Annotated in this window: 23 protein-coding genes; 12 read left to right on the forward strand and 11 right to left on the reverse strand. The window is 73.0% G+C overall.

Going from position 1 to position 24,064, the window contains the following annotated elements:
- Nucleotides 1-407: 407 nt before the first annotated feature.
- Nucleotides 408-1,319, reverse strand: coding sequence for a LysR family transcriptional regulator (locus tag FGE12_RS26970; protein WP_194798317.1), 912 nt, complete (start codon nt 1,317-1,319; stop codon nt 408-410).
- Nucleotides 1,320-1,467: 148 nt separating this feature from the next.
- On the opposite strand from FGE12_RS26970, the gene FGE12_RS26975 reads away from it, so the two are divergent.
- Both FGE12_RS26975 and FGE12_RS26980 read left to right on the forward strand, forming a co-directional pair.
- Nucleotides 1,468-2,331, forward strand: a complete 864-nt coding sequence (locus FGE12_RS26975; protein ID WP_194798318.1) for a haloalkane dehalogenase — start codon at nt 1,468-1,470, stop codon at nt 2,329-2,331.
- A 137-nt stretch (nt 2,332-2,468) separates the two neighbouring features.
- Nucleotides 2,469-3,008, forward strand: a complete 540-nt coding sequence (locus tag FGE12_RS26980; protein WP_153869496.1) for a hypothetical protein — start codon at nt 2,469-2,471, stop codon at nt 3,006-3,008.
- Here FGE12_RS26980 and FGE12_RS26985 read toward each other — a convergent pair.
- The 4 genes from FGE12_RS26985 to FGE12_RS27000 all read right to left on the reverse strand — a co-directional run bounded on the left by FGE12_RS26985 (nt 3,005) and on the right by FGE12_RS27000 (nt 7,160).
- The gene (locus FGE12_RS26985) at nt 3,005-4,744 is read right to left on the reverse strand and encodes a GTPase (protein WP_153869497.1); all 1,740 of its coding nucleotides are present in this window, start codon (nt 4,742-4,744) and stop codon (nt 3,005-3,007) included. The genes FGE12_RS26980 and FGE12_RS26985 overlap by 4 nt on opposite strands.
- 87 nt (nt 4,745-4,831) lie before the next feature.
- Nucleotides 4,832-6,004: a metallophosphoesterase gene (locus tag FGE12_RS26990; RefSeq protein WP_153869498.1), complete on the reverse strand. Its 1,173-nt coding sequence runs from the start codon at nt 6,002-6,004 to the stop codon at nt 4,832-4,834.
- 43 nt (nt 6,005-6,047) lie between these two features.
- On the reverse strand, nt 6,048-6,419 hold the full coding sequence (locus tag FGE12_RS26995; protein WP_153869499.1) for a hypothetical protein: 372 nt from the start codon (nt 6,417-6,419) through the stop codon (nt 6,048-6,050).
- A gap of 123 nt (nt 6,420-6,542) precedes the next feature.
- Nucleotides 6,543-7,160: a hypothetical protein gene (locus FGE12_RS27000; RefSeq protein ID WP_153869500.1), complete on the reverse strand. Its 618-nt coding sequence runs from the start codon at nt 7,158-7,160 to the stop codon at nt 6,543-6,545.
- A 151-nt stretch (nt 7,161-7,311) separates the two neighbouring features.
- Here FGE12_RS27000 and FGE12_RS27005 point away from each other — a divergent pair, with 151 nt between their 5' ends.
- Nucleotides 7,312-7,854 (forward strand): GreA/GreB family elongation factor, encoded by a 543-nt coding sequence (locus FGE12_RS27005; RefSeq protein ID WP_153869501.1) that lies wholly within the window; start codon nt 7,312-7,314, stop codon nt 7,852-7,854.
- Nucleotides 7,855-7,892: 38 nt separating this feature from the next.
- The gene (locus FGE12_RS27010; protein WP_153869502.1) at nt 7,893-8,777 is read left to right on the forward strand and encodes an MBL fold metallo-hydrolase; all 885 of its coding nucleotides are present in this window, start codon (nt 7,893-7,895) and stop codon (nt 8,775-8,777) included.
- Here the strand turns inward: FGE12_RS27010 and FGE12_RS27015 are convergent.
- Nucleotides 8,774-9,244, reverse strand: a complete 471-nt coding sequence (locus FGE12_RS27015) for a cupin domain-containing protein (protein ID WP_153869503.1) — start codon at nt 9,242-9,244, stop codon at nt 8,774-8,776. The genes FGE12_RS27010 and FGE12_RS27015 overlap by 4 nt on opposite strands.
- A gap of 170 nt (nt 9,245-9,414) precedes the next feature.
- Between FGE12_RS27015 and FGE12_RS27020 the strand changes: the two genes are divergently transcribed.
- Nucleotides 9,415-10,263, forward strand: coding sequence for a hypothetical protein (locus FGE12_RS27020; RefSeq protein WP_153869504.1), 849 nt, complete (start codon nt 9,415-9,417; stop codon nt 10,261-10,263).
- A 51-nt stretch (nt 10,264-10,314) separates the two neighbouring features.
- Here FGE12_RS27020 and FGE12_RS27025 read toward each other — a convergent pair whose 3' ends face one another.
- Nucleotides 10,315-11,202 carry an HAD family hydrolase gene (locus FGE12_RS27025; RefSeq protein ID WP_153869505.1) on the reverse strand — a complete coding sequence of 296 codons (888 nt, stop codon included), beginning with the start codon at nt 11,200-11,202 and terminating at the stop codon, nt 10,315-10,317.
- A gap of 150 nt (nt 11,203-11,352) precedes the next feature.
- On the opposite strand from FGE12_RS27025, the gene FGE12_RS27030 reads away from it, so the two are divergent.
- The 3 genes from FGE12_RS27030 to FGE12_RS27040 all read left to right on the forward strand — a co-directional run bounded on the left by FGE12_RS27030 (nt 11,353) and on the right by FGE12_RS27040 (nt 15,883).
- Nucleotides 11,353-11,835 (forward strand): hypothetical protein, encoded by a 483-nt coding sequence (locus tag FGE12_RS27030; RefSeq protein WP_153869506.1) that lies wholly within the window; start codon nt 11,353-11,355, stop codon nt 11,833-11,835.
- Nucleotides 11,836-11,973: 138 nt separating this feature from the next.
- Complete coding sequence (locus tag FGE12_RS27035) at nt 11,974-13,962, forward strand: PAS domain S-box protein (RefSeq protein WP_370459166.1); 1,989 nt, start codon at nt 11,974-11,976, stop codon at nt 13,960-13,962.
- Complete coding sequence (locus FGE12_RS27040) at nt 13,952-15,883, forward strand: ATP-binding protein (protein WP_153869507.1); 1,932 nt, start codon at nt 13,952-13,954, stop codon at nt 15,881-15,883. The genes FGE12_RS27035 and FGE12_RS27040 overlap by 11 nt, the downstream gene beginning before the upstream one ends.
- A gap of 138 nt (nt 15,884-16,021) precedes the next feature.
- Here the strand turns inward: FGE12_RS27040 and FGE12_RS27045 are convergent, their stop codons facing one another.
- From FGE12_RS27045 to FGE12_RS27055, 3 genes are all read right to left on the reverse strand, one after another.
- Entirely contained in the window at nt 16,022-16,663 is a 642-nt protein-coding gene (locus FGE12_RS27045; protein WP_194798319.1) for a hypothetical protein, read from the reverse strand.
- Nucleotides 16,664-16,716: 53 nt separating this feature from the next.
- Nucleotides 16,717-17,319 carry a DUF2378 family protein gene (locus FGE12_RS27050; RefSeq protein WP_153869508.1) on the reverse strand — a complete coding sequence of 201 codons (603 nt, stop codon included), beginning with the start codon at nt 17,317-17,319 and terminating at the stop codon, nt 16,717-16,719.
- Between the two features lie 97 nt (nt 17,320-17,416).
- On the reverse strand, nt 17,417-18,514 hold the full coding sequence (locus FGE12_RS27055; protein WP_153869509.1) for a 3-oxoacyl-ACP synthase III family protein: 1,098 nt from the start codon (nt 18,512-18,514) through the stop codon (nt 17,417-17,419).
- A gap of 217 nt (nt 18,515-18,731) precedes the next feature.
- Here FGE12_RS27055 and FGE12_RS27060 point away from each other — a divergent pair, with 217 nt between their 5' ends.
- The gene (locus FGE12_RS27060; RefSeq protein WP_153869510.1) at nt 18,732-20,612 is read left to right on the forward strand and encodes a sigma 54-interacting transcriptional regulator; all 1,881 of its coding nucleotides are present in this window, start codon (nt 18,732-18,734) and stop codon (nt 20,610-20,612) included.
- 90 nt (nt 20,613-20,702) lie between these two features.
- On the opposite strand, the gene FGE12_RS27065 is transcribed toward FGE12_RS27060, so the two are convergent.
- Entirely contained in the window at nt 20,703-21,674 is a 972-nt protein-coding gene (locus FGE12_RS27065) for a general secretion pathway protein GspE (RefSeq protein WP_153869511.1), read from the reverse strand.
- Nucleotides 21,675-21,975: 301 nt separating this feature from the next.
- On the opposite strand from FGE12_RS27065, the gene FGE12_RS27070 reads away from it, so the two are divergent.
- From FGE12_RS27070 to FGE12_RS27080, 3 genes are all read left to right on the forward strand, one after another.
- A complete protein-coding gene (locus FGE12_RS27070) occupies nt 21,976-22,713 on the forward strand; it encodes a MotA/TolQ/ExbB proton channel family protein (protein WP_153869512.1) in 738 nt (245 codons plus the stop codon).
- A gap of 169 nt (nt 22,714-22,882) precedes the next feature.
- Nucleotides 22,883-23,371 carry a biopolymer transporter ExbD gene (locus FGE12_RS27075; protein ID WP_153869513.1) on the forward strand — a complete coding sequence of 163 codons (489 nt, stop codon included), beginning with the start codon at nt 22,883-22,885 and terminating at the stop codon, nt 23,369-23,371.
- Nucleotides 23,372-23,407: 36 nt separating this feature from the next.
- A complete protein-coding gene (locus FGE12_RS27080) occupies nt 23,408-24,031 on the forward strand; it encodes a biopolymer transporter ExbD (RefSeq protein ID WP_153869514.1) in 624 nt (207 codons plus the stop codon).
- Nucleotides 24,032-24,064: the final 33 nt, after the last annotated feature.

A 24,064-nucleotide genomic window follows, 5' to 3' on the forward strand; every position in this document is an offset into this window, starting at 1 on the left:
GCGGCCCGGTCCTGCGCGGAATGGAAGCTCCGTTCTACGCGCGGGCCTCCCGGCTCCAGGTGCCAGCTTCACTCTACGTGCGGGCCCCCTCGGGAGCGGGCGGCCGGCTCACGCAAAAACGTAAAATTGGATTTTACGTTTTTGCATCACGCGCCCATGTGCTCCCGAGAGGGTCGTCTCGTTGCGAGACAGGTGTCCGAGAGCGGCATCTCCTTTCGAGACGGGCGCCCCGGGATGGCTTCACCCAGCTCGAGAAGCCCCGTCCCCTACCCAGCCTCTCCTTCTCGAGGCCGTGCCCCTCGCGCCACTCTCGCGCGTCCTGCGAGCCGTCAGAAGGGCATGCGCGTCACTCACTCCACTGCTTCGCGTTGTCGCGGCTCACCGGGAAGAAGGCAAACACCGGTCGCTCACTGCGCGAGCACAGCACGCCGCACCAGTGCGCGCAGGCTCTGCGCGGCGGGGTCTGCGTGCGTGCGCTCGTGCCAGCACAGGGCGATCTTCACTGCGTACGGGTGCAGCGGCGCGTCCACCGCGTGCACGCCGAGGCGCGCCCCCTGCGCGCTCACGAGTGATGCAGGCAGCGTGGCGACGAAATCAGTCGCCGCCACCACCGCAGCTGCCGCCGTGAAGCTGGGAACGGTGAGCGCCACCTCGCGCGGGATGCCGGCGCGCGCGTAGGCCGCGCCGATGAAGTCGCGAAAGCTGCGGCCCGGCACCATCTCCACGCCCACGTGCCGCAGCGCCCCGAGCGCCCGCGCACTCAGCCGCTTGCCCAGCGCCGGGTGGCCGCGGCGCGCCACCAGCACGGTGCGCTCCTCGAGCAGCGGCTCGAAGTGCAAGCCGGCGCCGCGCCCGGGCAGTCCGATGTGGAGGTCCACCTGCGAGGAGGCGAGGTCGCCCAGGGACACGAGCGAGTCGATGCCCACCACGGAGAGGCGCGCGAGCGGCATCTGCTCGGCCATCGCCGCGGCGATGCGCGGCACCCAGGTGACCTGACCCGCGTCCGCCACGGCGAGCGTGAAGCTGCGCGTGCAGCTGCGCGGGTCGAAGGGGGCCGCATGCACCGCGCGCTCCAGCTCGCGCAGGCCCTGCGCAATGACGGGTGCGAGTGCGAGCGCGCGTGGCGTGGGCACGATGCCCCGGCCCTGGCGTGTCACCAGCGGGTCTCCGAGCGCGGAGCGCAGGCGCGCCAGGCCGTTGCTCACCGCGGAGGGCGTCACGTGCAGCCGCTCGGCGGCCCGCACCACGCTGCGCTCGGAGAGCACGGTGTGCAGCACCAGCAGCAGGTTCAGGTCCAGGGACGCGAGAGGAATGCTCACGGCGCGTGAGCATACCTGTCACGAATCATCACGGCGAGAGAGGGCCGTGCGGGCACATGTTGGGAGCATGCACAGAGCGCTCATCGGGCTCTTCGCCGGCACGCTCGCCGCGTGCCACCCGCAGTCCCCCTCTCACCGGAGCAATGCCATGCCCCCTGCCATCCACCGCCTCGACGTCCTCGACTCGTTCCTCTCCTACCGCGAGGCCGGCCGCGGCTCGCCCATCGTGCTGCTGCACGGCAACCCCACCTCCTCGCACGTGTGGCGCAACGTGATTCCGCAGCTCGCCGGGCGCGGGCGCGTCCTCGCGCCGGACCTCATCGGCATGGGCGGCTCGGGCAAGCCGGAGCTCGCCTACCGCTTCGAGGACCACGCGCGCTACCTCGACGCCTGGTTCGAAGCGCTCGGCCTGCGCGACGTGCTGCTGGTGGGCTACGACTGGGGCGGGGTGCTCGCGCTGGACTGGGCGCGGCGCCACCCGGAGCGCGTGCGAGGCGTGGTGGTGTTCGAGACCTTCCTGCGCCCCATGCGCTGGAGCGACTGGTCGGGCGAGGGCGAGAAGCTGTTCCGCGCGCTGCGCACCCCGGGCGTGGGGGAGCAGCTGGTGCTGGAGCAGAACGCCTTCCTCGCGCGCTCGCTCGAGCACGGCGTGCGCACGGGCCTCTCGGAAGAGGACCGGCGCGCCTACTACGCCCCGTACCCGGACGCGGCCTCGCGCCGCCCGCTGCTGCAGTGGCCGCGCGAGATCCCCATCGACGGCACGCCTGCGGACGTGGCCGGGGTCATCGAGCGCTACGACACGTGGCTCGCCGGGCCCTCTGCGCCCCCGGCGTTGCTGCTCACCTTCGGGGACGAGGGTCTGGTGAAGCCCGCGGACGTGGCGTGGGCGCGCAGCACGCTGCCCGCGCTGGAGATCGTCCCGCTCGTGCCGGCAGGACACCACGCCGCCGAGGACGCCCCCGGGGAGCTCTCGCGCGCCGTGCTCGGCTGGATGGACCGCCACGGCTGGTGAAGCGCACCTGTAGCGCGCCTGTGGGCCCGGCGGCCACCTCTGCGAAGTGTGGCCGATCCGACATCGCGCGGGTCTCTCCCGGAGTACAGCAGCCGCGCGGACGGCCGGTGTCCGCGCTCCCTCCCGAGGTCCTCCCCATGCGTGCCATCCACTTCCTCCCCCTCGCCGCCCTCGTCCTCGCCGCCTGTGGCGACAGCGGCTACGAGGGCTCCGTCGGCCAGCGTTTCGACCTGAAGGACGGCGACCGCTCGGGCACCACGCTCGCCCGCGAGCGCGACGTGGACGGGCTGCTGGACACGCAGTGGAACGACTTCCTGGACCGCGCCGAGGCGCAGCTGGGCCATGCGCCGGAGAAGGTGGAGCTGCGCGGGGTGAGCCTGCAGCTGGACGCGGCGAACTCCCAGAACGTGAGCACGCTGGAGGACGCGCTGAGCGGTGACGTGGTCGCCTACCTGAAGGACCCCTCCACCGGCCGCATCGTGGACGTGGCCCACGTGAAGGACCCCAAGGGCACCGGCCGCGTGGAGCTGGACCTGCTGGATGCGGATCTCGCCGCGCTGCAGGCGCGCCTGCTGGACGGCAACTTCAAGGTGGGCCTGCGCGGCTCCACCCCCAAGCCCGCCGGCAGCAACTTCACGCTCGCGCTCTCCGTCACGCTCGACGCCGCGGCGCTCTAACCCAGCTGCGCCGCGGACGCCTCGAGCGCCGCGGCGCTCTGCTCCCAGCGTGCCGCCTGCGCGTCCAGGCGCTGCAAGAGCGGCGCGAAGAGCCGCTCCTCCAGCGCCTTCGCCAGCGTGGCGCCGTGCGCGTCCGCCCACCGCTGCGTGACGGTGTGGCGGATGTCCGCGCCCAGCAGGTCCACGAAGCGCTCGAGCAGCGGCGTGGACAGCAGCGTGCCCGCCCAGATGACGGCGTCGTGGCCGAGGCCGCCGCTCGCCACGGTGACGATGGCGGCCGCGCCCGAGGGCACCGAGTACACGAGCGTGGTGAGCGCCTGCAGCGCCTCCTCGCGCATCCCGCCGGTGAGCTCCTGCGCGATGAGGCCGCGGCAGAAGGCGTAGAGGCTCGCGCGGTCCTCAGCCGGAGCGCGCGCGGCCTCCAGCCCCAGCGGTCCCTCCAGCCGCGCGAGCGTCGGCGGCCCGAAGGCCTCCTGCAGCAGCGCGCGCGTGGCCGCATCCCCGCGCCACGCGGCCACCTCGGGAGCGAGCGCTTCGATGGCGCGGCGCACCCCGTCCTTCAGCGTGTCCTCGGTGAGGTCCACGGGGGAGAGCTGCTCGCGCTCGGGCCCCACGAAGGACTCGCGCACCTTGCGCGTGGCGAAGGTGAGGGCGGCGGCGAGCCCGCGGAAGGGCAGCCGCACGTAGCGGTGCAGCGCGCTGCGCGCATCCAGCTCGTCGCGAAACGCATCCACCAGCACGTCCGCCGGCACCGCCTTGATGGCGGCGCGCGCACCCACCGTCTGCAGCTCGTGGCGCAGCCGCTGCCGCAGCCGCTCCGGCTCGTGCGCCGCCTCGCGCGCGGCGCGGGCGAGCAGGTCCATCTCGGCACGCGCGTCCTTGAGCGAGGCCTCCAGCGCGCGTGCCTTGAGCGCCCGCGCGTGCTCCGCCTCGCCCAGGAGCTGCGAGAGCGCGGGGCCGCCGTCCAGCGGGTGGGTGGCGAGCGGCCGCAGCCCGGCCTCCACCTCCGGCTGGTGCGGCGCGAGGTAGCGCGCGAGCGGCGGGTGTCCCACGTCCTGGGCGAGCTTCTCCAGGTGCCCGCGCGCCACCTCCTCGCGCGTGCTCTCGTTGTAGACGACCACGTAGGGGCGCCCGTGGCCCACGCCCGCGCGCAGGAAGTCCACCAGCGCGGCGTTCTGGTAGGTCTGCCGGCTCACCACGAACACCAGCACGTCCACGGTGACGAGCAGCGCCTCGGCGCGCTCGCGGTTGTCGCGGTACACGCTGTCGAAGTCCGGCGTGTCCATCACCAGCAGGCCGCGCGGCACCGCCTCCGAGAGCACGAGGAAGAGCCGCCCCGGCGGGCCCGCCTGGTCCACCGGTGCCACCTGCCCCTCGAGCACCGGCACCACGTCGTAGCGGCGGGTGAGGAAGTCCTTGAGCGCACCGGTCCACGTGTCCGGGTGCGCGGCGGCGAGGCACTGCTTGGTGAGGCCGCCCTCGGGGCGCGCGGGGCTGAGGGAGGCGCCCACCAGAGCGTTGAAGAGGGTGCTCTTGCCCACGTTGTTGGGGCCCGCGATGGCCACGAGCAGCAGCGGCGCCTCGCTGCTGCCGAGGCGCGGCAGCAGGTCTCGGCGCAGGCGCTCGGCGAGCCGGCGGGCGGCGTCCGCGGCGGCGGGGTCGGGGAGGGCGTCGGGCTCGGGCAGGGCGTCGCGCGCGGCCTCGAGGGCGGCGCGCAGGCGGGAGAGGTCGGTCATGGGCGCGGGTGCCACCATCGTTCTCGCCTCCGCGTTGCGCCAGCCCCGTGCGAAGCGCGCCGTGCGGCAGCGGACGCCCTCCCCGGCTCAGGGGACCTGCGCCGCGGCGCGCCGCTCGACATCGAGCAGCTCGAAGGCCTCCACGGGCGTCTCGCGCATGCCGCCGTCGGTGAACACCAGCACCGCCTCGTCGGGGCGCGGCGCACCCACGGGCGTGCCGAGCCGGTAGCGCACCTGCGCGCCGTCCGTCACCAGGTGGCGCAGCACGCCGTCCACCGCGGCGGTGCCCGAGAGCTGCAGGAGCTCGCGGCTCTTCTTGTCGCGCGTGTGGCCCACCACCTGGGTGAGGCCGAGCGGCAGGCGGCGCGGGTCGAAGCGCCGGCGCGGCGTGCGCTGCACCTCCTGCGCATCCTCCGGCTGCAGGGTGGGGCGGTGGTAGAAGATGCCGCGCCCTTCCCCCACCGCGACGCTGCCCGGCTGGTGCAGCACCGGGATGACCAGGGGGCCCGAGCGCCACGCGTCCACCGCGGCGTCCAGCGCGGCGTTGAGTGCGGCGGCCACCCGGGGCGCGCTCGCCCACGCCTCGCGCGCGAGCCCCAGCGCCTGCAGGTCCGTGTCGGTGACGCCCGCGTGCAGCACGAGCAGGTCCCCGGCCGCCGCGTGCGCCACGCGGAAGCGGCGCGCGCACAGCAGCGCCTCCACCCACTGGCGCTGCGCCTCGCGGAAGGTGGAGAAGTCGCGCGCGACGAGCTCCGCGTTGGGCACCTCGGGGTGGCGCGCGAGGAAGGCCTCCTCCAGGGCCGCGTCCGGCTCGCCCCCGGCGTAGGCCCGGTCCGCCTCCACCTGCGCCGCGGCGAAGGTGGCGTCCGTGAAGTGCGCGAGCTCGCCCACCCGGCCCAGGTCGTGGTTGCCCAGCAGCATCACCGCCTGGTCCGCCGGGTGCGAGGCGAGCCACGCCACCAGCAGCAGGCTGCTCTGCGCCACCTGCGCGCGCTCGGCGCGCCCGCCCCAGTCGAAGTGGTCTCCGACCGAGAGCAGCTGCACCTCGGGGCGCAGGGCGCCATCGGGCGCGAGCACCCCGTGGCGCTCGAGCAGCGCGAGGAAGCGGCGCACGTCCGCCTGCGGGTCGCCGATGACGAGCCGGTGCGTGCGCGCGGGCGCCGTCCCGGCAGCGCTCTGCGAGAGGGCCGCGCGCGGACCGCGCGCGAGCGCCGCCTCCGCGCGGGCGAGGGCGGCGTCGACGGGAGAGGGTGTGCTCATGGCGCGCATCCTAGGCCCGCGCGCCGGGGCTGCACGCGCGGACTCAGGCCCTCACGCGCGCGCGCCGGAAGTGCGGCACGTGCGCGTGCGGCAGGTGGGGCGGGTGCGCCTGCCAGTACACGAAGAGGCCGAGGTACGCGTACGCCACCGCGAAGAGCAGGATGAGGGCCGCGTACCAGCTCGGCGTGTCCGTGCCGAAGGCGACGAGCCCCACCACGCCCAGCACCGCCGCGAGTATCCAGGGCGCCCGCCTGCGCGCCGGCGCGTCGCTGAAGGCCATGCCCAGCGACACCACTGCGGAGAGCAGCACCAGCACCGCGACCGGGGTGCTGATGCGGCCGAACAGCCCCTCCATGCCCACCCAGGTGAGCGCGAAGCCGATCGCCCCCATGCCACCCGTCATTGCACCGCGCATGTGTGCCTCCTCTCGGTGGAGCGCATGCTCGGGGCGCCCCGCTCCCTGCTGCGAAGGTGGGTGGCGCGCTCCCGGACGGCGAGCAGGAGGCCAGCGGGCGCTCCACCGTCCTCCCGCTGAGCACTAGTGCCGGCGCAGCCAGCGGCCCGAGTTGCGGCGCGGCGCCGGATGCGACGGGTGCGCCATCATGTCCTCACGGAACACCGAGGGGGCCTCCTCGTCGTGGAAGCGCAGGAAGCGCGGCAGGTGCAGGTCGTCGCGCGCGGTGCAGAGCACGCCCGTCACCGCGCCGAGCAGCAGGCCCACCGCGTTGAGCACCACGAAGCCCTCGAAGCCGATGCCCGAGAGGAAGCGGTGCAGCCCCGCGCCCGGGAAGGAGTAGAGGAGGAAGAGCACCCCGGGCACTGCGATGGAGGCCGCGATCGCCGCCGGCAGCGCGCGCCGGAAGTTGCCGGCGCGGAAGCCGCCCGCCACCCCGCCGAGGAAGCCGTTGAGCAGCGGCGCGAAGAAGAGCACCAGCGCCGGCACCACCATGTACGTCACGTCCACCACGTGCTGCCAGGTGCTGGTGATGCCCAGCTCCGGCTCGATGAGCCGCACGTCGGCAGGGGGCGGGGGTGGGAGCACCTCCTCGTTCGGCAGCCGCTCCGCGATGAGGCGCGTGTCCATGGACAGGCGCTCCTCGTCGGGCGTCACGTGGAAGCGGGTGTGCTTCTCGTCAGTGGGTTCGTAGGTGGGCATGGGGGCTCCGGGAAGAAGAGGGGTGCGGCGACCGCGCCACCCTCTGAAGCTAGGGATGGCGGCGGCCGCGGCAGAGGGGCGGAGGGAGGGATGGCCCCGCCTCCTGCCTGCCCGGCTTGCCCGCACGCCCGGGCGGAAGGACCCTTGAGGCATGTCCAAGGCATTCACGAAGGAGGACGGGGGCGGCGAGGAGGGGCTGGTGCCGGTGCGCCCGCGCACGGCCTCGGACGCGCCGCGCTACATCACCCCCGAGGGCTACCGCGCCCTGCAGGAGGAGCTCGCCGGGCTGCTCTCGCCGCAGGACGCCGCGGACGCGGGCGCGCTGGATGCGGCGGTGCGCAAGCGCGAGCGCGAGCGGCGCGCGCACGAGGTGGCGGACGCGCTGGAGGAGGTGACGGTGGTGCCTCCGCCCGCCGAGCCGCACGGGCGCATCTTCTTCGGCGCGTGGGTGACGCTGGAGGACGAGGACGGCGAGCTGCAGACCTGGCGGCTCGTGGGCCCGGACGAGGCGGACGCGCGCGCCGGGCGCCTGAGCGTGGAGAGCCCGCTGGGCCGCGCGCTGCTCGGGCGCGAGGAGGGCGACAGCGTGGAGGTGGAGCGGCCGCGCGGGCGCACCGAGTACGCGGTGGAGCGCGTGGAGTACCGGACGTCCGGCGCCCGGGACGAGGGCGCGGGGGCAGGCGCGCCGGGCTAAGACGGCGGGGCACTCGTCCCGCACAGGAGCCCGCCCGCATGAAGGCCCTCGCCCTCGCCGTCACGCTGCTGTCCGCGCTCGCGCTCGCCCAGGACCGCGACCTCGCCAAGGTGCAGCTGAAGAGCACGCCGGTCGCCGGCCGCGTGCACCTGCTGCAGGGCGAGGGCGGCAACATCGGCGTCTCGGTGGGGCCGGACGGGCTGCTCATCGTGGACGACGAGTTCGCGCCGCTCGCGCCGAAGATCCGCGCCGCGCTGCACCGCCTGGGCAAGGGGCCGCTCGAGTACGTGCTCAACACGCACTTCCACGGCGACCACACCGGCAGCAACGCAGTGTTCGGGCGCGAGGCGAAGATCATCGCGCACGACGCCGTGCGCACGCGCCTGCTCAGCGGCCGCAAGACGCCCGGCGCGGAGACGCCGCCCGCGCCCCCCGCGGCCCTGCCCGTCATCACCTACGAGCAGGGGGTGAAGCTCTGGTTCAACGGCGAGGAGATCCGCATCACCCACCTGCCCGCGGGCCACACGGACGGCGACAGCACGGTGCTCTTCGTGAAGAGCAACGTGCTGCACATGGGCGACCTCTTCTTCGTGGACCACTTCCCCTTCATCGACGTGACGGCCGGAGGGAGCGTGGAGGGCTACGTGAAGAACGTGGAGACGGTGCTCGCCTCGCTTCCTGCGGACGTGAAGATCATCCCCGGCCACGGGCCGCTCTCGGGCCGCGCGGACCTCGAGCGCTTCGCCGCGATGCTGCGCGAGACGAGCGCGCTGGTGCGCCAGAAGAAGGCCGCGGGGATGAGCCTCGAGCAGGTGAAGCGCGAGGGCCTGCCCGAGAAGTACAAGGGCTTCAGCTGGGAGTTCATCAGCACCGAGGGCTGGCTCGAGACGCTCTACGAAGGCGTGAGCGTGAAGAAGACCTAGCCGCGGCGCTTCGGCGGATAGGGCGTGCCGTCGCGGTGGCAGTAGCCGCGCCCCTCGGGCTCCGCGACCATGTCGATGTCCGAGTAGGTGCAGCGGTCCTGCTCGAACGAGGTCCCCACCTCGAGCACCTTCGCCGGGCGCTGCGAGCGGTTGATGAGGTGGTGGCCATCCGGCTCGCCGTGGCGGAAGGCGGCGCAGTCGCCTGCGCGCAGCAGCTCCTCGCCCGCGTCGGTGACGAGCGTGAGCTCGCCCTCCACGACCATGATGAACTCGTCCTCGTGGCTGTGCCAGTGGCGCTGGCTGCTCCAGGCGCCGGGCTCGACGACGGTGAGGTTCACGCCGAACTGCGTGAGCCCCGCGCTGCGCGCGAGCCGCTGCGTGCGCTGCGCGTTGCACGGCGCATCGAAGGGGGCGGGGTAGCTGCTGCCCTCCTGGGAGGGGATGGCGGAGAGGTCGAGCTTCTTCATGCGCGCACACTGCCAGCGTGCAGGCGGTTCCGCACAGCGAGATGCTCCGACTTCCGGCGCAGGCTTCCGTTCGACAGCGGTCGGATCCCCGCATAGCCTCGCGCGAGCGACTTCCCTCCCTGCCCGGAGGTTGGTCGAGTCCTGATCACTCTGGACCGGAGGATTCCCGCATGGCTTCGATGAAGACGTTCCGCCTGACCCTGTCTCTCGCTGCCGCGCTCGGCGTGGCCACCTCGGCGCGCGCGCAGGAGACCACCACGACGCAGACCGAGACGACGACGCAGACCCAGCCGTCGACGACGTCCACCGAGATGTCCACGACGTCCACGGACATGACGATGCACTCCGATGGCGGCCGCATGGGCCCGGAGATCGCGATCAGCGGCAACCTCGGCCTCGGCGTGGGCTACGTCTACAAGAACGCGCAGACGGCCTCGGGCGAGGAGAGCCTGAAGATCACCGACTCGGCGAAGTTCTCCATCCCGGTCCTCGTCGAGCTGGGCTACCGGGTCACGCCGCGCTTCTACATCGGCGCGTTCGGCAGCTGGGAGAAGGTGTTCACGAAGGAGAACCCGCTCTCGTGCCCGAGCGGCTTCGACTGCAACACCCAGCAGTGGCGCGTGGGCCCGGAGTTCCGCTACCACTTCTCGCCGGAGGCGGGCTTCGACCCGTGGATCGGCCTGGGCGTGGGCCTGGAGATCCTCAAGAGCCACGTGAAGGGCACCACGAACATCCCGGTCGCCCCCGGCGTGACCGTGCCCGCGGACGTGGACACGCACGTGACGGATCGCGGTCCCACCTTCGCGCGCCTCGCCATCGGCGGCGACTGGCACCTGAGCCGCGCGGTGGCCCTGGGCCCCATCGCCACCGTCTCCTACGGCAGCTACACCGTGCGCACCGGCGACCAGAAGGTGACGCTGCCCGTGATCGGCACCCGCGACAACGCCCTCACCCCCGTGGACAACGGCCCGCACGCCCTGTTCACCGTGGGCCTGCGCCTCGCCTTCCTGCCGCTCTGAGCGCAGGCGTCGGACGGGGGCCGGGGCTCCAGCGCCCGGCCCACCTGGCGCTCAGAGCGCCTTGCCTTCGATGATGCGCAGCAGCTGGGCGAAGTTGGAGAGGGCGTGGGTGGCGGGCTCCTCGCGCCGCGCCTCGCCCCCCTCCAGCACGCCGGCCGCGTGGCGCCGGGTGACGGCCGGGGCGCTGATGATGTCCAGGCGCTCGCGGTACTCGCCGGACACGTAGGTGCCGTACTCGGCCCAGCAGTCCAGCGCGCCCACGGCCTTCGCCACCGCGACGTCCTTCCTGAGCGAGTCGCCCACGTAGAGCGTCTGCTCGGGTGGAACGCCGAAGCGCTCGCAGATGCGCAGGAGCCCCCGCGGGTTCGGCTTCTCCCAGTCGCGCGGCAGCTCTTCCACAACGCACTGCGCGCGGTAGGCGCCTCTCGCCTCGCGCTGCTGGATGGCCGCGGCCACCAGCGCCTCGCCCTCCTCGCTCGCGGGGAAGGCGAAGCCGGGAAGCGTGTAGAGCCCCTGCAGGTAGCGGTCGAAGCCGAGCGTGCGCACGCGGTACTCGGCGGGGTTGCGCGGCGCGTCCGTGAGCGCGACCACGGGCAGCCCGCGCGCGTGCAGCGCCTCGAGCGTGGCGACGACGCCGGGGTAGGGGCGCAGGTACTTGCGGCGCGCGAGCGCGAAGGCCTCGCGCGCCGGCTCGATGACCAGCTTGTCGAAGGAGCCGAACTCGCAGAACTCGCGGTACAGCGAGCTCTCCTGCAGCGCGAAGGGGTACTCGTTGGACTCGTACTTCGCGTACACGGCCTTGAGGCTCTGCACCACGCGCAGCCGCGGCCAGCCGGTGGCGCGCTGCACCGCCTCCACGAGCGCCTCCACGGCGGGAACGATGTAGTCCACCCACGAGTAGAGGGTGCCATCCATGTCGGTGACGACGAGGCGGATCATGGCGCGCGGGTCTACACCGCTTCGCGCCGCTGCGCACCCGCGCGCCCCGTGTCCCACCGGTGTCCCACATGGGCCCGTGCGCGCCGCATTCCCCGGCTGAATTTTCCCGCGCCTGCCCCGTCGGTAAGCACAGAACACGGAGGCAACACCATGAACCTCAAGCCCGGCATCCTGACTCTCCTCGTTGGCACGGTCCTCTTCGGCGCGGGCGCTGCGCTCGCGGACGACCACGGCGCGAGCCGCGGCGGCGACCGCGACGAGGGCCGCCGCGAGTGGCGCGACCGCCGCGATGACCGCCGCGACGACCGCCGCGGCCCGGGCGCGGTGATCAACGTGCGCGTGGGTGGGGGCGTCGTCTACCACCGCCCGCCGGAGCCCGCGCCCCGCCCGGACGGCCGCTACGAGCTGCGCACCACGCAGCGCTGGGTGTCCGGCTACGAGGAGCGCGTGTGGGTGCCCGAGGTGTGCACCACGGAGCAGCACCACCACATGCGCCGCACCACCTGCCGCGACGGCTACTACGACACCCGCTACGTGGACGGGCACTACGAGCCGGCCGAGGAGTGGGTGTGGGTGCCCTACCCCCCGCGCCCCTACGGTCGCCCCGGCATCACGGTGACCGCGCGCTTCTAGGCCTCGCCTGACGCCCACACTCCCGGCCCCACCTCCGCCCGCACGCGGAGCGTGGGGCCGCGGCTTTTCCGGCCCCAGCCCGCGGGGCAGGCCGGCTTCTGGGCAGGGGCCGGGGTGGGTGTAGAGTGGCCCCCGCTCGTGCCGTTCCACGCCTCCACGCCCGGTGTCCTCCTGCTGCCTCCCGGCGCGCCCTCGCACGCGCGGGCGGCGGCGGCGCTCGAGCGCGCGGGGCTGCGGCAGGTGGAGAGCCTGGAGGCGGCGGGCCTGGTGCTGCTGGACCTGGAGGCGGCCGAGGGGCTCCCGGCGCTCGCCGCGCTCTCTCACCGCCACGACGTCTCGCGCCTCAGCCTGGTGCTCTGGGGCGCGGGGCCCCAGCTGCCCGAGGAGCAGCTGGGCGGCCTGTATGTGGCGGAGGTGGTGCTGCGCGGCCCGTCAGAGTCGAACGACCCGGACGACGCGGAGCTGGCGCTGCGGCTCGCGCGCGCCGCCGAGCGCCACCACGAGCGCAGCGAGCAGCGCCAGCGCAGCCGCGACCTCGGGCTCCTGCTGGAGCTCACGGCGGACTTCGCCGGCACGCTGGACCTGCAGGCGCTCCTGCACGGCATGACGCGCCGGCTCGCCGAGGAGATGGACATCGCGCGCGCCTCGCTGCTGCTGCTGGACCCGGCGGGCGAGGCGGCGATCGTGGTGGCGGCGAGCGACGACGCCTCGCTCAAGGACCTGCGCATCGAGCTGAGCCGCTACCCGGAGGTGCGCGAGGTGGCGCGCACGGGCAAGCCGCTCATCCTGGAGGATGCGCCCGGGCACCCGCTGCTCGAGGGCGTGCGCGCGCACGTGAGCGCGCGCGGCATCGACACCATCGCCGCGCTGCCGCTCACCATCCGCGGGGAAGTGCTGGGCGTGCTGCTGCTGCGCCGCTCCGGCAGCCAGCGCGGCTTCGGGGGCCGCGAGCTCGAGTTCCTGCTCACCGTGGCGCACGCCACCGCGGTGGCCCTGCGCAACGCCACGCTGGTGCAGAGCGTGCGCGGGCAGAGCGAGCTGGAGAAGAGCGCGCGCATCGCGGCGGAGGAGCGCGCGGCCGCGCTCAACACCTACCAGCTCTTCTTCGCCAGCGTGAGCGAGGGCGTGGTCATCCTGGACGAGGGCGCGCGCGTGCTCTCGCTCAATCCGGCCGCGGCGCGCCTGCTGGACGCGCCGGCGCAGGTGGTGCGCGGCCAGCACGTGGGTGAGCTGGTGTTGCCTGGGGACGAGACGCCGCTGATGGAGCTGCTGTGCGCGGCGACCCGCGGCGAGGTGCGCACGGAGGTGGACGTGGTGGCGCGCACCCGGCGCGGCCGCCAGCTCACGCTCTGCGTCAGCGCCTCCCCGCTGCACGACGGCAACGCCGCCGCGGTGCTCTCCTTCCGGGACGTGACGCTCGCGCGCCAGCTCGCCGACGAGCTGCGCAAGACGAAGGACTTCCTGCAGCGGCTCATCGACTCGTCGGTGGACGCGATCATCGCCGCGGACCTGCAGGGCAACGTCATCCTCTTCAACCCCGGCGCCGAGGCCATCTGCGGCTGGACGGCCGCCGAGGCGCTCGCGGGCATCCACGTGAACCAGCTCTACCCGCCCGGCGTGGCCAAGCAGGTGATGGCCATGCTGCGCAGCGAGGAACACGGGGGGGTGGGCCGGCTCGTCGCCAGCCGCCAGCACATCCTCACCCGCTCGGGTGAGGCGGTGCCGGTGAGCATGACCGCCTCCATCGTCTACGAGGACGGGCGCGAGGTGGCCACGGTGGGCATCTTCACCGACCTGCGCGCGCGCGTGGACCTGGAGAAGAAGCTCACGGACGCGGAGACCCGGCTCGAGCAGAGCGAGAAGAACGCGGTCATCGTGGCGCTCGCGGGCACCGCCGCGCACGAGCTCAACCAGCCGCTCACCAGCGTGATGGGCTACGCGGAGCTGCTCAAGCGCAAGCTGAAGGAGGGCGACTTCGCCTACCGCCCGGTGGACATCATCTACCGCGAGGCGGAGCGCATGGCGGACATCGTGCGCAAGATCGGCAAGATCACCCGCTACGAGACCAAGGCCTACGTGGGCGCGCAGCAGATCGTGGACCTGGACAAGGCGTCGGATGAAGACTGACGCCCTGCGCCGCGCCCATGTTCCTCCGGCCGCGGCTCTGGCCGCGGCGCCGCCCGCACACGCGGCGCTGGAGGCCTTCTTCGCCTCGCTCGAGGAGCCGGTGGCCCTGCTGGACCGGCAGGGCGCGCTGCTGTGCGCGAACCCCGCGCTCACCCGCGCGCTCGCGCAAGGCGGCCACACGCTCGCGCAGCTCGCCGGCGCGCTCGCCGAGCGCGCCCCGCTCTCGCTCGAGGGCTACGGCGAGGAGTGGGAGGCGCCCCTGCCCGGGGGCCGGCGCCTGCCGCTCACCCTGCAGCCGCAGGGGGAGTTCGTGGTCGTGCGGCTCGCCGTCACGCTCGCGAGCAGCGTGGAGCGCGCGCTGCGCGAGCAGCAGCGGGTGGAGAGCGCGCTGCTGGAGCTGGGGCGCAAGCTCGCGGCCGCCCAGGGCGAGGAGGAGCTGGTGGCGGCGGTGGCGCGCGGCGTGAAGGCGCTGTTCCCCGGCCGCCTCTTCTGCCTGCGCATCCTGGACGCGCACTCCGGTGCCCTCACCTCGCTCTACGCGGAAGGAAGGCTGCGCTCCGAGGTGCAGGGCCCCGTGGTGCTCAAGCGCAGCGCCGTGCAGCGCACCCAGCTCGCGCTGGAGCGGCTCGCGCCGGGCGCAGCCCAGCTGGTGGAGGCGGATGCGGAGCTGCCCCTGCTCTTCGAGGGCAGCGTGGGCAGCGTGAGCGCGCCGCTGGTGGCGAGCGGCGAGCTGTTCGGCGCCATCCAGCTGGAGTGGCCCGCGCCGCTGCTCGGCGAGGCGCTGGGCGACGAGCGCGTGCTGCCGCAGCTCGCGAACCAGGTGGCGGTGGCGGTGCGCAACGCGAAGCTCATCGACGAGCTCACCTTCGTGCGCAAGTACCTGGAGGAGCTGCTCGAGCGCGCCAACGCGCTCATCGTCGTGTGCAACCGCGAGCGCAAGATCGTGGTCTTCAACCAGGCGCTCACCAAGCTCACCGGCTTCACCAAGGAGGAGGTGCTGGGCCAGGACCTGCTCTCCTTCGTGCCGGAGGGCGAGCGGCTGCGCATGGGCGGGGTGGTGAACGAGGCCATCCGCGGCCGCCAGGTGGATGGCTTCGAGACCCGCATCCGCACCCGCGCGGGCGAGGTGCGCGCCTCCTTCGCCACCTCCAGCGTGCTCAACGCGCAGGGCGAGGTCGAGGGCGTCATCGCCATCGGGCAGGACATCACGGCGGTGCGCGAGCTGGAGCGGCGCATCATCCAGGCGGAGAAGCTCGCCTCGCTGGGGCAGCTCGCGGCCGGCGTGGTGCACGAGATCAACAACCCGATGACCGCGGTGTCCTGCTACGCGGAGGCCCTGCTGCACGGCGCCCGCGCGCGCGGCCCCGAGGCCGAGGCCGAGCGCGAGAAGCTCTCGCGCATCCTGGAGAACAGCCAGCGGGTGCTGCGCTTCACCCGCGACCTCGTCACCTACGCGCGCCCCGCGCGCGACAAGCCCGAGCGCGTGAGCCTGCAGGCGGTGCTGGAGCAGGCCGCGGGCTTCTGCGAGCACGTGCTCACCCGCGCGCGCGTGCAGGTGCTGCGCGACTACCGCGCCCAGCCCACCCTGCGCGGGGTGCGCGGCAACCTGGTGCAGGTGTTCGTGAACCTGCTCACCAACGCGGCGCACGCCATGAGCGGGGGCGGCAGCGTCACGCTCTCGGTGAGCACCGAGGGCAGCGAGGCCGTGGTGCAGGTGCAGGACACCGGCGCCGGCATCGCGCCCGAGCACCTCGGGCACGTGTTCGAGCCCTTCTTCACCACCAAGCCCGAGGGCAAGGGCACGGGGCTCGGGCTCTCCATCGTGCAGGGCATCGTGGAGAGCCACGGCGGGCGCATCGGCGTGGAGAGCCCGCCGGGCGAGGGCGCCACCTTCACCGTGCGCCTCCCGCTCGCGGACTAGTCCTCCCTCTCCCCCTGGGAGAGGATCCCCCCCGCGCAGGGGGGCAAGCCCCCCGGGGTGAGGGATGGCCGTCCCCGAAAAGCAACGCGGCCGCCGGATGACCGGCGGCCGCGCGAAGGAAGCAGGAGGACGCGAGGGCTACGGCTGCGCCGCCTCGACCAGCTCCGTGATCTCCATGCTGCGGCCCAGGTGCTGCTCCTTCTCCTCGCCCGGCTGGTCGGCCTCGTAGACCTGCAGCACGTAGGTGCTGCCGGTGTTGAAGCCGGGCTGCCTGAAGGGGTTGAGCACACTGAGGCTGGACACCGCGCCGCCACTGAAGCGCGCGGGCCAGCTGGTGAGCTTGAGCGCGCAGCCGCCGATGATGAGCATGCCCACCGGCACGTCGTTGCTGATGATCTTGCAGATGCCCTCCGCGGTGAAGTGGCCGGCGGGCAGGTCGAAGGCGACGTAGAAGTTCGGGCTCTTGTCCAGAGCCGTCGGGAAGGTGAAGTCGTTGATCCGCACGCAGGCGGTGGCCTTGCCGATGCGCCGCTGCAGCCGCGGCGCGACGCGCGCGTCCACCGGGCTGGTCTGCTGCCACCAGAGGCTGCCGCCCAGCTTCACGTTCGCGACGAAGGACGCCTGGGCGCACACGGCGGGGTCCGGCGGGGTGGAGGCGTCCTCCACCGAGCGGAAGATGTACGTGCGCTCGCCGGCGAGCGCGGGCTGCGCGGCGAGCAGGGTGCAGAGCGAGACGGCAGCGGCCACAGCGGTGCGGAGGGTCGAAGTCGTCAGGTGCATGAGGTCTCCAGTGCAGCGTGCAGCGTGGGGTACGTCAGTCGAGTCGGGGGGCATCACTCCCAGGAGATGTCGTAGTCCGCGTCCACCACGCCGGTGCGCTTGCCCTTCACCTGCACGCCCTTGGCGCCCAGGGTGGTGAGCACGGTGTGCAGCACGCCCTCGTGGTAGGGGTGGGGCATGAAGTCGCGCTTCATGGCGATGGTGCACTGCTTGGGGCTGCTCCAGAGCACGGTGCGCTCGCCGTAGGTGACGCAGGCGCGGAAGCCCGAGGGCAGGTTGCTCACCAGCCGCTTGGGGTCCGTGTTCGCGAGCAGCAGCAGCGTCTTGCCGGCGGTGGAGACGAGGAAGTCGTCCACGGCCTGCTTGCCGAGCAGCTGCAGCACCTTCTCGCCCGAGCCCAGCTTCGGCCCCAGCTCCTGGATGGCCTGCAGGCACAGGCGCTGGAAGCCGGTCACCGGGTAGTTGAAGAAGTCCACCGGCTTCTTCTCGCCGCCGGCGGCGCGGCAGCGCTCGGAGGCCTCGGGGCCGGCCATGTGGCGCACGGCGTTGAGGGCGCCGTTGTAGAAGAGGCCGCGGCACTGGTCGCTGGGCTCCGCCTGGGCGGAGCGCTCTGCGAACTCATCGGTGAGGGGGGTGGGGAAGCGGGGGGCGGTCATGGTGATCCTGGGGGCCAGAGGAACTGCGGGGGCGGAGTCTGCGGCAGGGTGGGGGTGAAAGTCGACCCACCGGACTTTCCCCCAGTGGCGGAGGTCCCTAGAGGCGGATGAGCTGCGAGGCGTAGTGCACGTTGGCGCCCACCGCGGCGGTGACCACCAGGTCTCCGCTGCCCAGGCGCACGCGGCCCGCCTCGAGGTCCTCGGCGAGCAGGATCAGCTTCCCGGCGGCAGAGGTGTTGCCGTAGCGGTCCACGTTGCAGGCGACCTTGTCCTCGGGCAGCCCCGCGCGGCTGGTGTACGAGTCCATGAGGCGCTTGTTGGGCTGGTGGAAGTAGTAGCGCTTCACCTGGTCGCGCAGCTCGGGGTGCTTCTCGAAGGCGCCGTCCACCGCGTGCTGCATGTGCGTGGGGTAGGAGCGGGCCACCGCGTAGCCGTCCACCACGAAGGCCATCTCCACCGGCTTCATCCGGCCCTGGTAGGGCAGGTTGAGCTGGCCGCCGCCGCGGCGCGCCACCAGCTCGCCGTGCTCGTTGCCGCTCAAGCTGTGCAGGATGCCCTCGTCCGGGCGGCCTCCGCCGCGCAGCACCACCGCGCCCGCGCCATCGCCGAACACGTACATGGAGAGGTACGCGTTCACGGGCCGCTTGCCGGGGGCGAGCTGCAGCTCGCTCGTGAAGACCTCGCGGTTGGTGAGCGAGCTGGTGAAGGCGGAGCCGATCACGGCGATGGTCTTGTACGCGCCCGCGGAGATCATCCGCTGGGCCATGTCCATCATGTAGGGGGTGCCCGCGCAGCCGTCGTCGAGCACCAGCGCGAACGCGTCCGTGCGCATGCCCAGCGTGTGGTGCAGGCTCATCGCGTCGTGGCTGAAGTTGAGCCGGTCCGGCGTGCAGGTGACGAGGAAGAGCCCGTCCAGCTCCTTCGCGTCCACGCCCGCCATGGCCAGCGCGCGCTCGAGCGCCACCTGCGCCATGTCCACGCCGTTGCGCGGGAAGAAGTGCTTCGCGTCCTCGGGCGGGGGGAGGGCCTGCCCCGTCGCGTCGTCGAAGTCCCAGAGGAAGCGCCGCTCGCGGATGCCCGTCTTCTCCTCGATCCGCTCTGCGCTCCAACCCGGGATGGCTCGTGCGATCCGCTCGTTGCTGATGACCCGCGGAGGCACGTACGCCCCAGCTCCGATGATCCGTACGCCGCCCATGTGGAAATCTCCTGCCCCGGTAGAATCCAGAGTTCACCGGGTTGGTGGCTTTCTGGCAGGAACCAGGCCAAGCTTCGGCCCGGGCGAAGGTCGCGGAATGACGCAGGGGGCCGAAGCGCGCGCGCATCGGTCCTGAAGCGGGCGCGCGGTGCCCATCCGGGGGGAGGAAGCGGGAGGAACGCGTGCAATCGCAGGGCTTTGGGCTGGGGCTTCAACCATGAAGCAGCCCCCTTCAGTGCTGAAGCAGGGGGCAGCGGAGGCCGGGTACGGCGGCCTGTGGCGGCGGCGCACACCGCTGCACGTGCAGGTGATGACGGATCCACCGCTGCGCGGCTGCTGGTCGGTGAACCTGAGCGCCACGGGCATCGGGCTGATCGCCGCGCCGCGCGGGCCCGAGGAGGGGCCGCGCGAGGGCAGCGTGCTGCAGCTCAGCTTCAACCTGCCGGGGGACGCGCTGCGGGTGCGCGCGCTGGGCGAGGTGCGCTGGCGCCACGACGTGCCCGCGGGCCCCGAGAGCGCGGCGGCGGCGAGCCTGGGGGTGCACTTCACGCGCTTCGCCGAGGACGACCAGGTGCTGCTGGTGCGCTACCTCAGCGGGCACCGGCTGCAGGTGGCGGTGGTGGGGGCGGGCGCCCAGGAGGAGGCGCGGGTGCGCGCGGCGCTGGAGCCGCACGCGAGCGTGCACGTGTGCGCGGACGAGGCGGCGCTGGAGGCGGTGCTCGAGCGCGGCGACCTCTCCTGCGTGGTGGTGTGCGGGCCCAGCGAGGAGGTGGCGGCGGCGCGCGTGGAGGCGCTCGCGGCGCGCCGCGCGCCCGAGGACTCGCTGCGCGACCTCGCCCCGCGCGTCGTCTACTGCGCGCCCTCGCGGCCCGAGCGCCTGGTGGCGCTGTTCAACGCGGACAAGGTGTTCCGCGCGCTCGCCCCGCACCCCGAGGGGCCGGACCCGGAGGCGCTCACGCGCGCCGTGCTCGCCGCCTGCCGCGAGCACGGGGTGCGCACCGAGCAACACCGCATGGGCATGGAGCTCGAGCGCCACCTGCACCGCCAGCGCCACGCGCTGGGCGCGGGCGGCGAGCCGGGTGCCCTGCCGCGCGCGGTGCCCGAGGCGGGTGAGGAGCCGGGCTTCGCGTCCCCTGCGATGCGCCGCGTGCGCGAGCTGCTCGCGCTCGCCGCGCCGCACCGGGTGGCGGTGCTGCTGCAGGGCGAGACGGGCACGGGCAAGGAGGTGCTCGCGCGCAGCCTGCACCAGCTGAGCGGCGACGCGAGCGGCCCCTTCGTGGTGCAGGACTGCGGCGCGCTCACCGAGACGCTGCTGGAGAGCGAGCTGTTCGGCCACGTGAAGGGGGCCTTCACCGGCGCGGTGGCGGACCACCCCGGCCTCTTCGTGCTCGCGCACGGCGGCACGCTGTTCCTGGACGAGATCGAGAACACGACGCCCAACCTGCAGGCGAAGCTGCTGCGCGTGCTGGAGACGGGGGACGTGCGGCCGGTGGGCGGCGTGCGCTCGCGCCGGGTGGACGTGCGCGTGGTGGCGGCGAGCAACCGCGACCTCGCCGAGGAGGTGCGCAGCGGGCGCTTCCGCGCGGACCTCTTCTACCGCCTCAACTCCTTCACCCTGGACCTGCCCCCGCTGCGCACGCGGCCCGAGGACGTGCTGCCGCTCGCGCAGCACTTCCTCGAGCTCTTCAACGCCCGGCTGGGGCGCTCGGCGCGCGGGCTCTCGCCGGAGGCGGCGGCGGCGCTGCAGGCCTACGGCTGGCCGGGCAACGTGCGCGAGCTGAAGAACGCGATGGAGCGCGCGGTGCTGCTCTCGCGCGACGGGGAGGCGCTGGGCCCCGGGCAGCTGCCGGACGTCGTGGCGCGCGCGGCCGCCGCAGCGCCCGCGCAGGCCGCGCCCTCCACCGGCACGGGCTCGCTGCGCGCGCGGCTGGACGCGCTGGAGCGGGCGCTGATCCGCGAGGCGCTCGCGCGCCACGGCGGCGTGCTGCGGCGCGCGGCCGCGGAGCTGCAGACGGACGCGGTCACCCTCGGCCGGCGCGCGCGGCGCCACGGCCTGTGGGGCGAAACACCCGGGACGCCCGAAGGCGACGCCTCATAGCCGGCGCACGAGGGGGCGCAGCCGCGTGAAGGTCCCCTCTCCCCCTGGGAGAGGGTCGGGGGTGAGGGAGGTGCGACCCGATGCCGCGCCCTACCGCACGCGGCCCGCAGGCGGCAGCGGCGGCGGCGCGGGCGCTGCGGCCGGCCCCTCCGCGTCATCGAGCTCCCGGCTGAACTCCTCGCGGGTGAGCAGCCCCTTGCGGGCCATGATCCGCATCAGCGCCCAGAACTTGCGCTCCAGCTCCTCCACGTCGCTCGTCTCGCGGGCGGCGCCGGCCTCGCCCAGGAGGTACGCGAGGTCCGCGCCCAGGCCCTTCGCGCTCGAGGCCGCCGCGGGCACGGGGCGCGCAGGCGCCGCGGCGCCCGGACGCAAGTCCGCCGCGGGCCGCTGGGCCTCGCGCGCGGCGCGCCGCTGGGCCTCGCGCCGCTCGATCAGCGCGGCGAGCGCATTGCGCTCGGTGATCTCCCCGGCGGGCAGCGCCTCGCCGACGATGACCGCCGGCTCCTCGTCCCCGTGCACCACCTCGGCGACGTCCAGCGTCGGCAGCTCGCCGGAGCCCACCTGCAGCGGCGCGCCGCCCGGGCCCACCACCTGGCCCGCGCCGGCGGCCGAGTCGGGGCCGACCTTGTGGTAGTAGCGCAGGATGGCCTGGCGCACCTCGGAGAGGGGGGCCACGTGCGCGGCCACCTTGAGGCCGGTGGTGAACTCGATCTCCTCGAGCGCCGGCACGTTGAGCGGGTCGCTCATGGCCACGAGCAGGTGGCGCCGGCCGCGCAGGGTCTCCAGGGCGTAGGGGAACAGGTCGTGCTGCTCGCAGAAGCGGGCGCGCAGCATGTGGATCGCGCTCCACTCGGGCTGGACCTCCGAGAGCTGCGCCGCCGGAAGCCCCAGCGCCTCGCTCAGCACCTGCGCGAGCGTCGCGTCCGTGATCGCGCCCTGCGCGATCAGCACCGCCCCCAGCCGCTGCCGCCGCACCCGCTGCTCCGCCAGCCCCGCCTCCAGCTGGGCCGGGGTGATCGCCCCCCGCCCCAGGAGCAGCTCCCCGATGCGCTTCCTCGCCATGGGGCCGGCCATAGCACCCGTCCGGAGCAGGGGTCAAAGCGGCAGGCAGGCACAAGCGGCTGCGCCCACTGCCCTGTTTTGCGGCCTGCCAACCCCCCACGAATCACAAATTTCCCGTGTAATTTCACCAGTTAACGACCCGTGCCTACCTTGACACTCCGAGGGGGCATTCCTACAGTCTGGCGTCCTTGAAGATGCGTTTCGCTGCCCCCCGCGCCTTATTCCAGGCCGCTGGACGGCAGAGGAACGTGGCCCTGCCGCCCGGCGGTGGGCCAGCCGTGCTTACTGGAGGCAATACGCGATGAATCTGGGGTTCCTGACGCAGCTTTCCCTGCTGGCCGCCGCCGGCTCCGACCGTTCCTTCTTCGACGAGCTCGCTCGTCGCTGGGAGGCAGGCCAGGCCGGCATGTACCCCATCGCGATCTGCATGGTCATCGCGCTCGCGATCATCATCGAGCGCAGCCTGGTGCTCTTCGCCAAGGCCTCCATCAACAAGGAGGGCTTCCTGCGCGGCCTGAAGAAGCACATCTACGCGGGTGACCTGGACAAGGCGATCAACTACGTGGCGGGCCAGAAGCCCACCCCGCTGACCAACGTCATCAAGGCCGGCCTGATGAACGTCCCGAAGGGCCAGGACGAGGTCCAGGCCGCGCTGGACGAGGCGAGCCTGCGCGAGACCCCGCGCATCGAGGCGCGCACCGGCTACCTCGCCATGCTCGGCAACGCCGCGATGCTCGCGGGTCTGCTCGGTACGGTGAACGGCCTCATCACCTGCTTCGAGGCGGTGGCGACCGTGAACCCGGCCGACAAGGCGACCATTCTCGCCAACGGCATCTCCGAGGCCATGAACTGCACGGGCTTCGGTCTGCTCGTCGCGATCCCCTCGCTGGTGGCCTTCTCCATCCTCATGGGCCGCACCCAGAGCATCATCAACGACATCAACGAGACCAGCGTCTCGGTGCTCAACCTCATCGTGAACAACCGCGAGAAGTTCAAGAACGCCACCGTGGCGGTCGCGGCGTCCCACGACGAGGAGTAGCAGCACCGCAGCACCCCTCCGGTAGCGCGCGGGGCCCCTGTCGCGGGGGCCCCGTTCCCGGCGGGCGCAGCGCAAGAGCAGCAGCGGTCAGCAGCAGTCGGGGTCTGGTGCAGTCACGTGGCGCGCCCAGCGGGCAGCGCCCAGCGGTAGCGGGAAAAGGGAGTGTGGCATGGCTGGCGGAATGGACATCGGGGCGAGTGGCAAGGGTGGCAAGAAGCCGCTCGATACCGCCATCAACCTGGTCCCCTTCATCGACCTGATGGCAGTGACCATCAGCTTCCTCATCATGACGGCCGTGTGGACGCAGATCGGCCGCCTCCAGGTCTCGCAGGCCGGCGGCGCGGACATCGAGCAGCCGCAGGAGGACACGACGAAGACCGTGACCCTCACCCTGGTCGTCACCCAGGAGGAGATGCGGCTCACCGCGGATCAGACGACCTACGACCCCATCAAGATCTCGCGCCTGGACGGCGGCAAGCTCGACCTCTCGAAGGTCACCGAGCGCATCAAGGAGATCAAGAGCAACCTGCCGGACCAGGTGGCCATCACCGTGCAGCCCGAGGACAAGGTGAAGTACGACGACCTCGTGCGCATCATCGACGAGTGCATCGGCGCCGGGCTCCCCCAGGTGAGCCTCGCCGCGACGCAGGCCTCCTAGCCCTCCCGTACCTTTCAGAGCGAGCAACCGACTCCCATGTCCATCCAGGTTCCCGGTAAGCGGTACGGCAAGCGCCTCCAGCACTCGAAGGTGTTCGGGCACGGCGCGCACGGCAAGAAGAGCGGCTACGCCGACCTGCTCATCACCCCGCTCGTCGACATGTTCGTGATCATCGTGCTCTTCCTCATCGCGAACTTCAGCGCGACGGGCGAGGTGCTGATGATGACCAAGGACATCCAGCTTCCCGAGGCGGCGAACGTCAAGGAAGTGGAGATGCACCCGGTGGTGATGGTCTCCCCCGAGCAGGTGAGCGTGAGCGGCACCGTCATCGGGCGCGTGGACGACCTGGTGAAGGACGACAGCTACCTCTCCATCCCCGCGCTCGAGGAGAAGCTGCGCGAGATGAAGAAGCAGTACGAGGACCTGCACGCCATGGCCAAGGACGACGCCAACGGCTTCAAGGGCGACGTGAACATCCAGGGCCACAAGGACGTGGACTTCGGCATCATCAAGCGCGTGCTCGCCTCGTGCGCGAACGCGGGCTACTACAACACCAACTTCGCGGTCATCAACAAGGGCAGCGGCGAGCCGGCGCCCCAGGCCTCGGCGGGCGGCAGCGCCACCGGCGGCAGCGCCGCAGCCTCGGCCACCCCGCAGTAGCGCTCCGAGCGCACGCAGCACCCGACGCCTCGG

Source organism: Aggregicoccus sp. 17bor-14, assembly GCF_009659535.1.
In the GTDB taxonomy this organism is placed as follows: Bacteria; Myxococcota; Myxococcia; order Myxococcales; family Myxococcaceae; genus Aggregicoccus.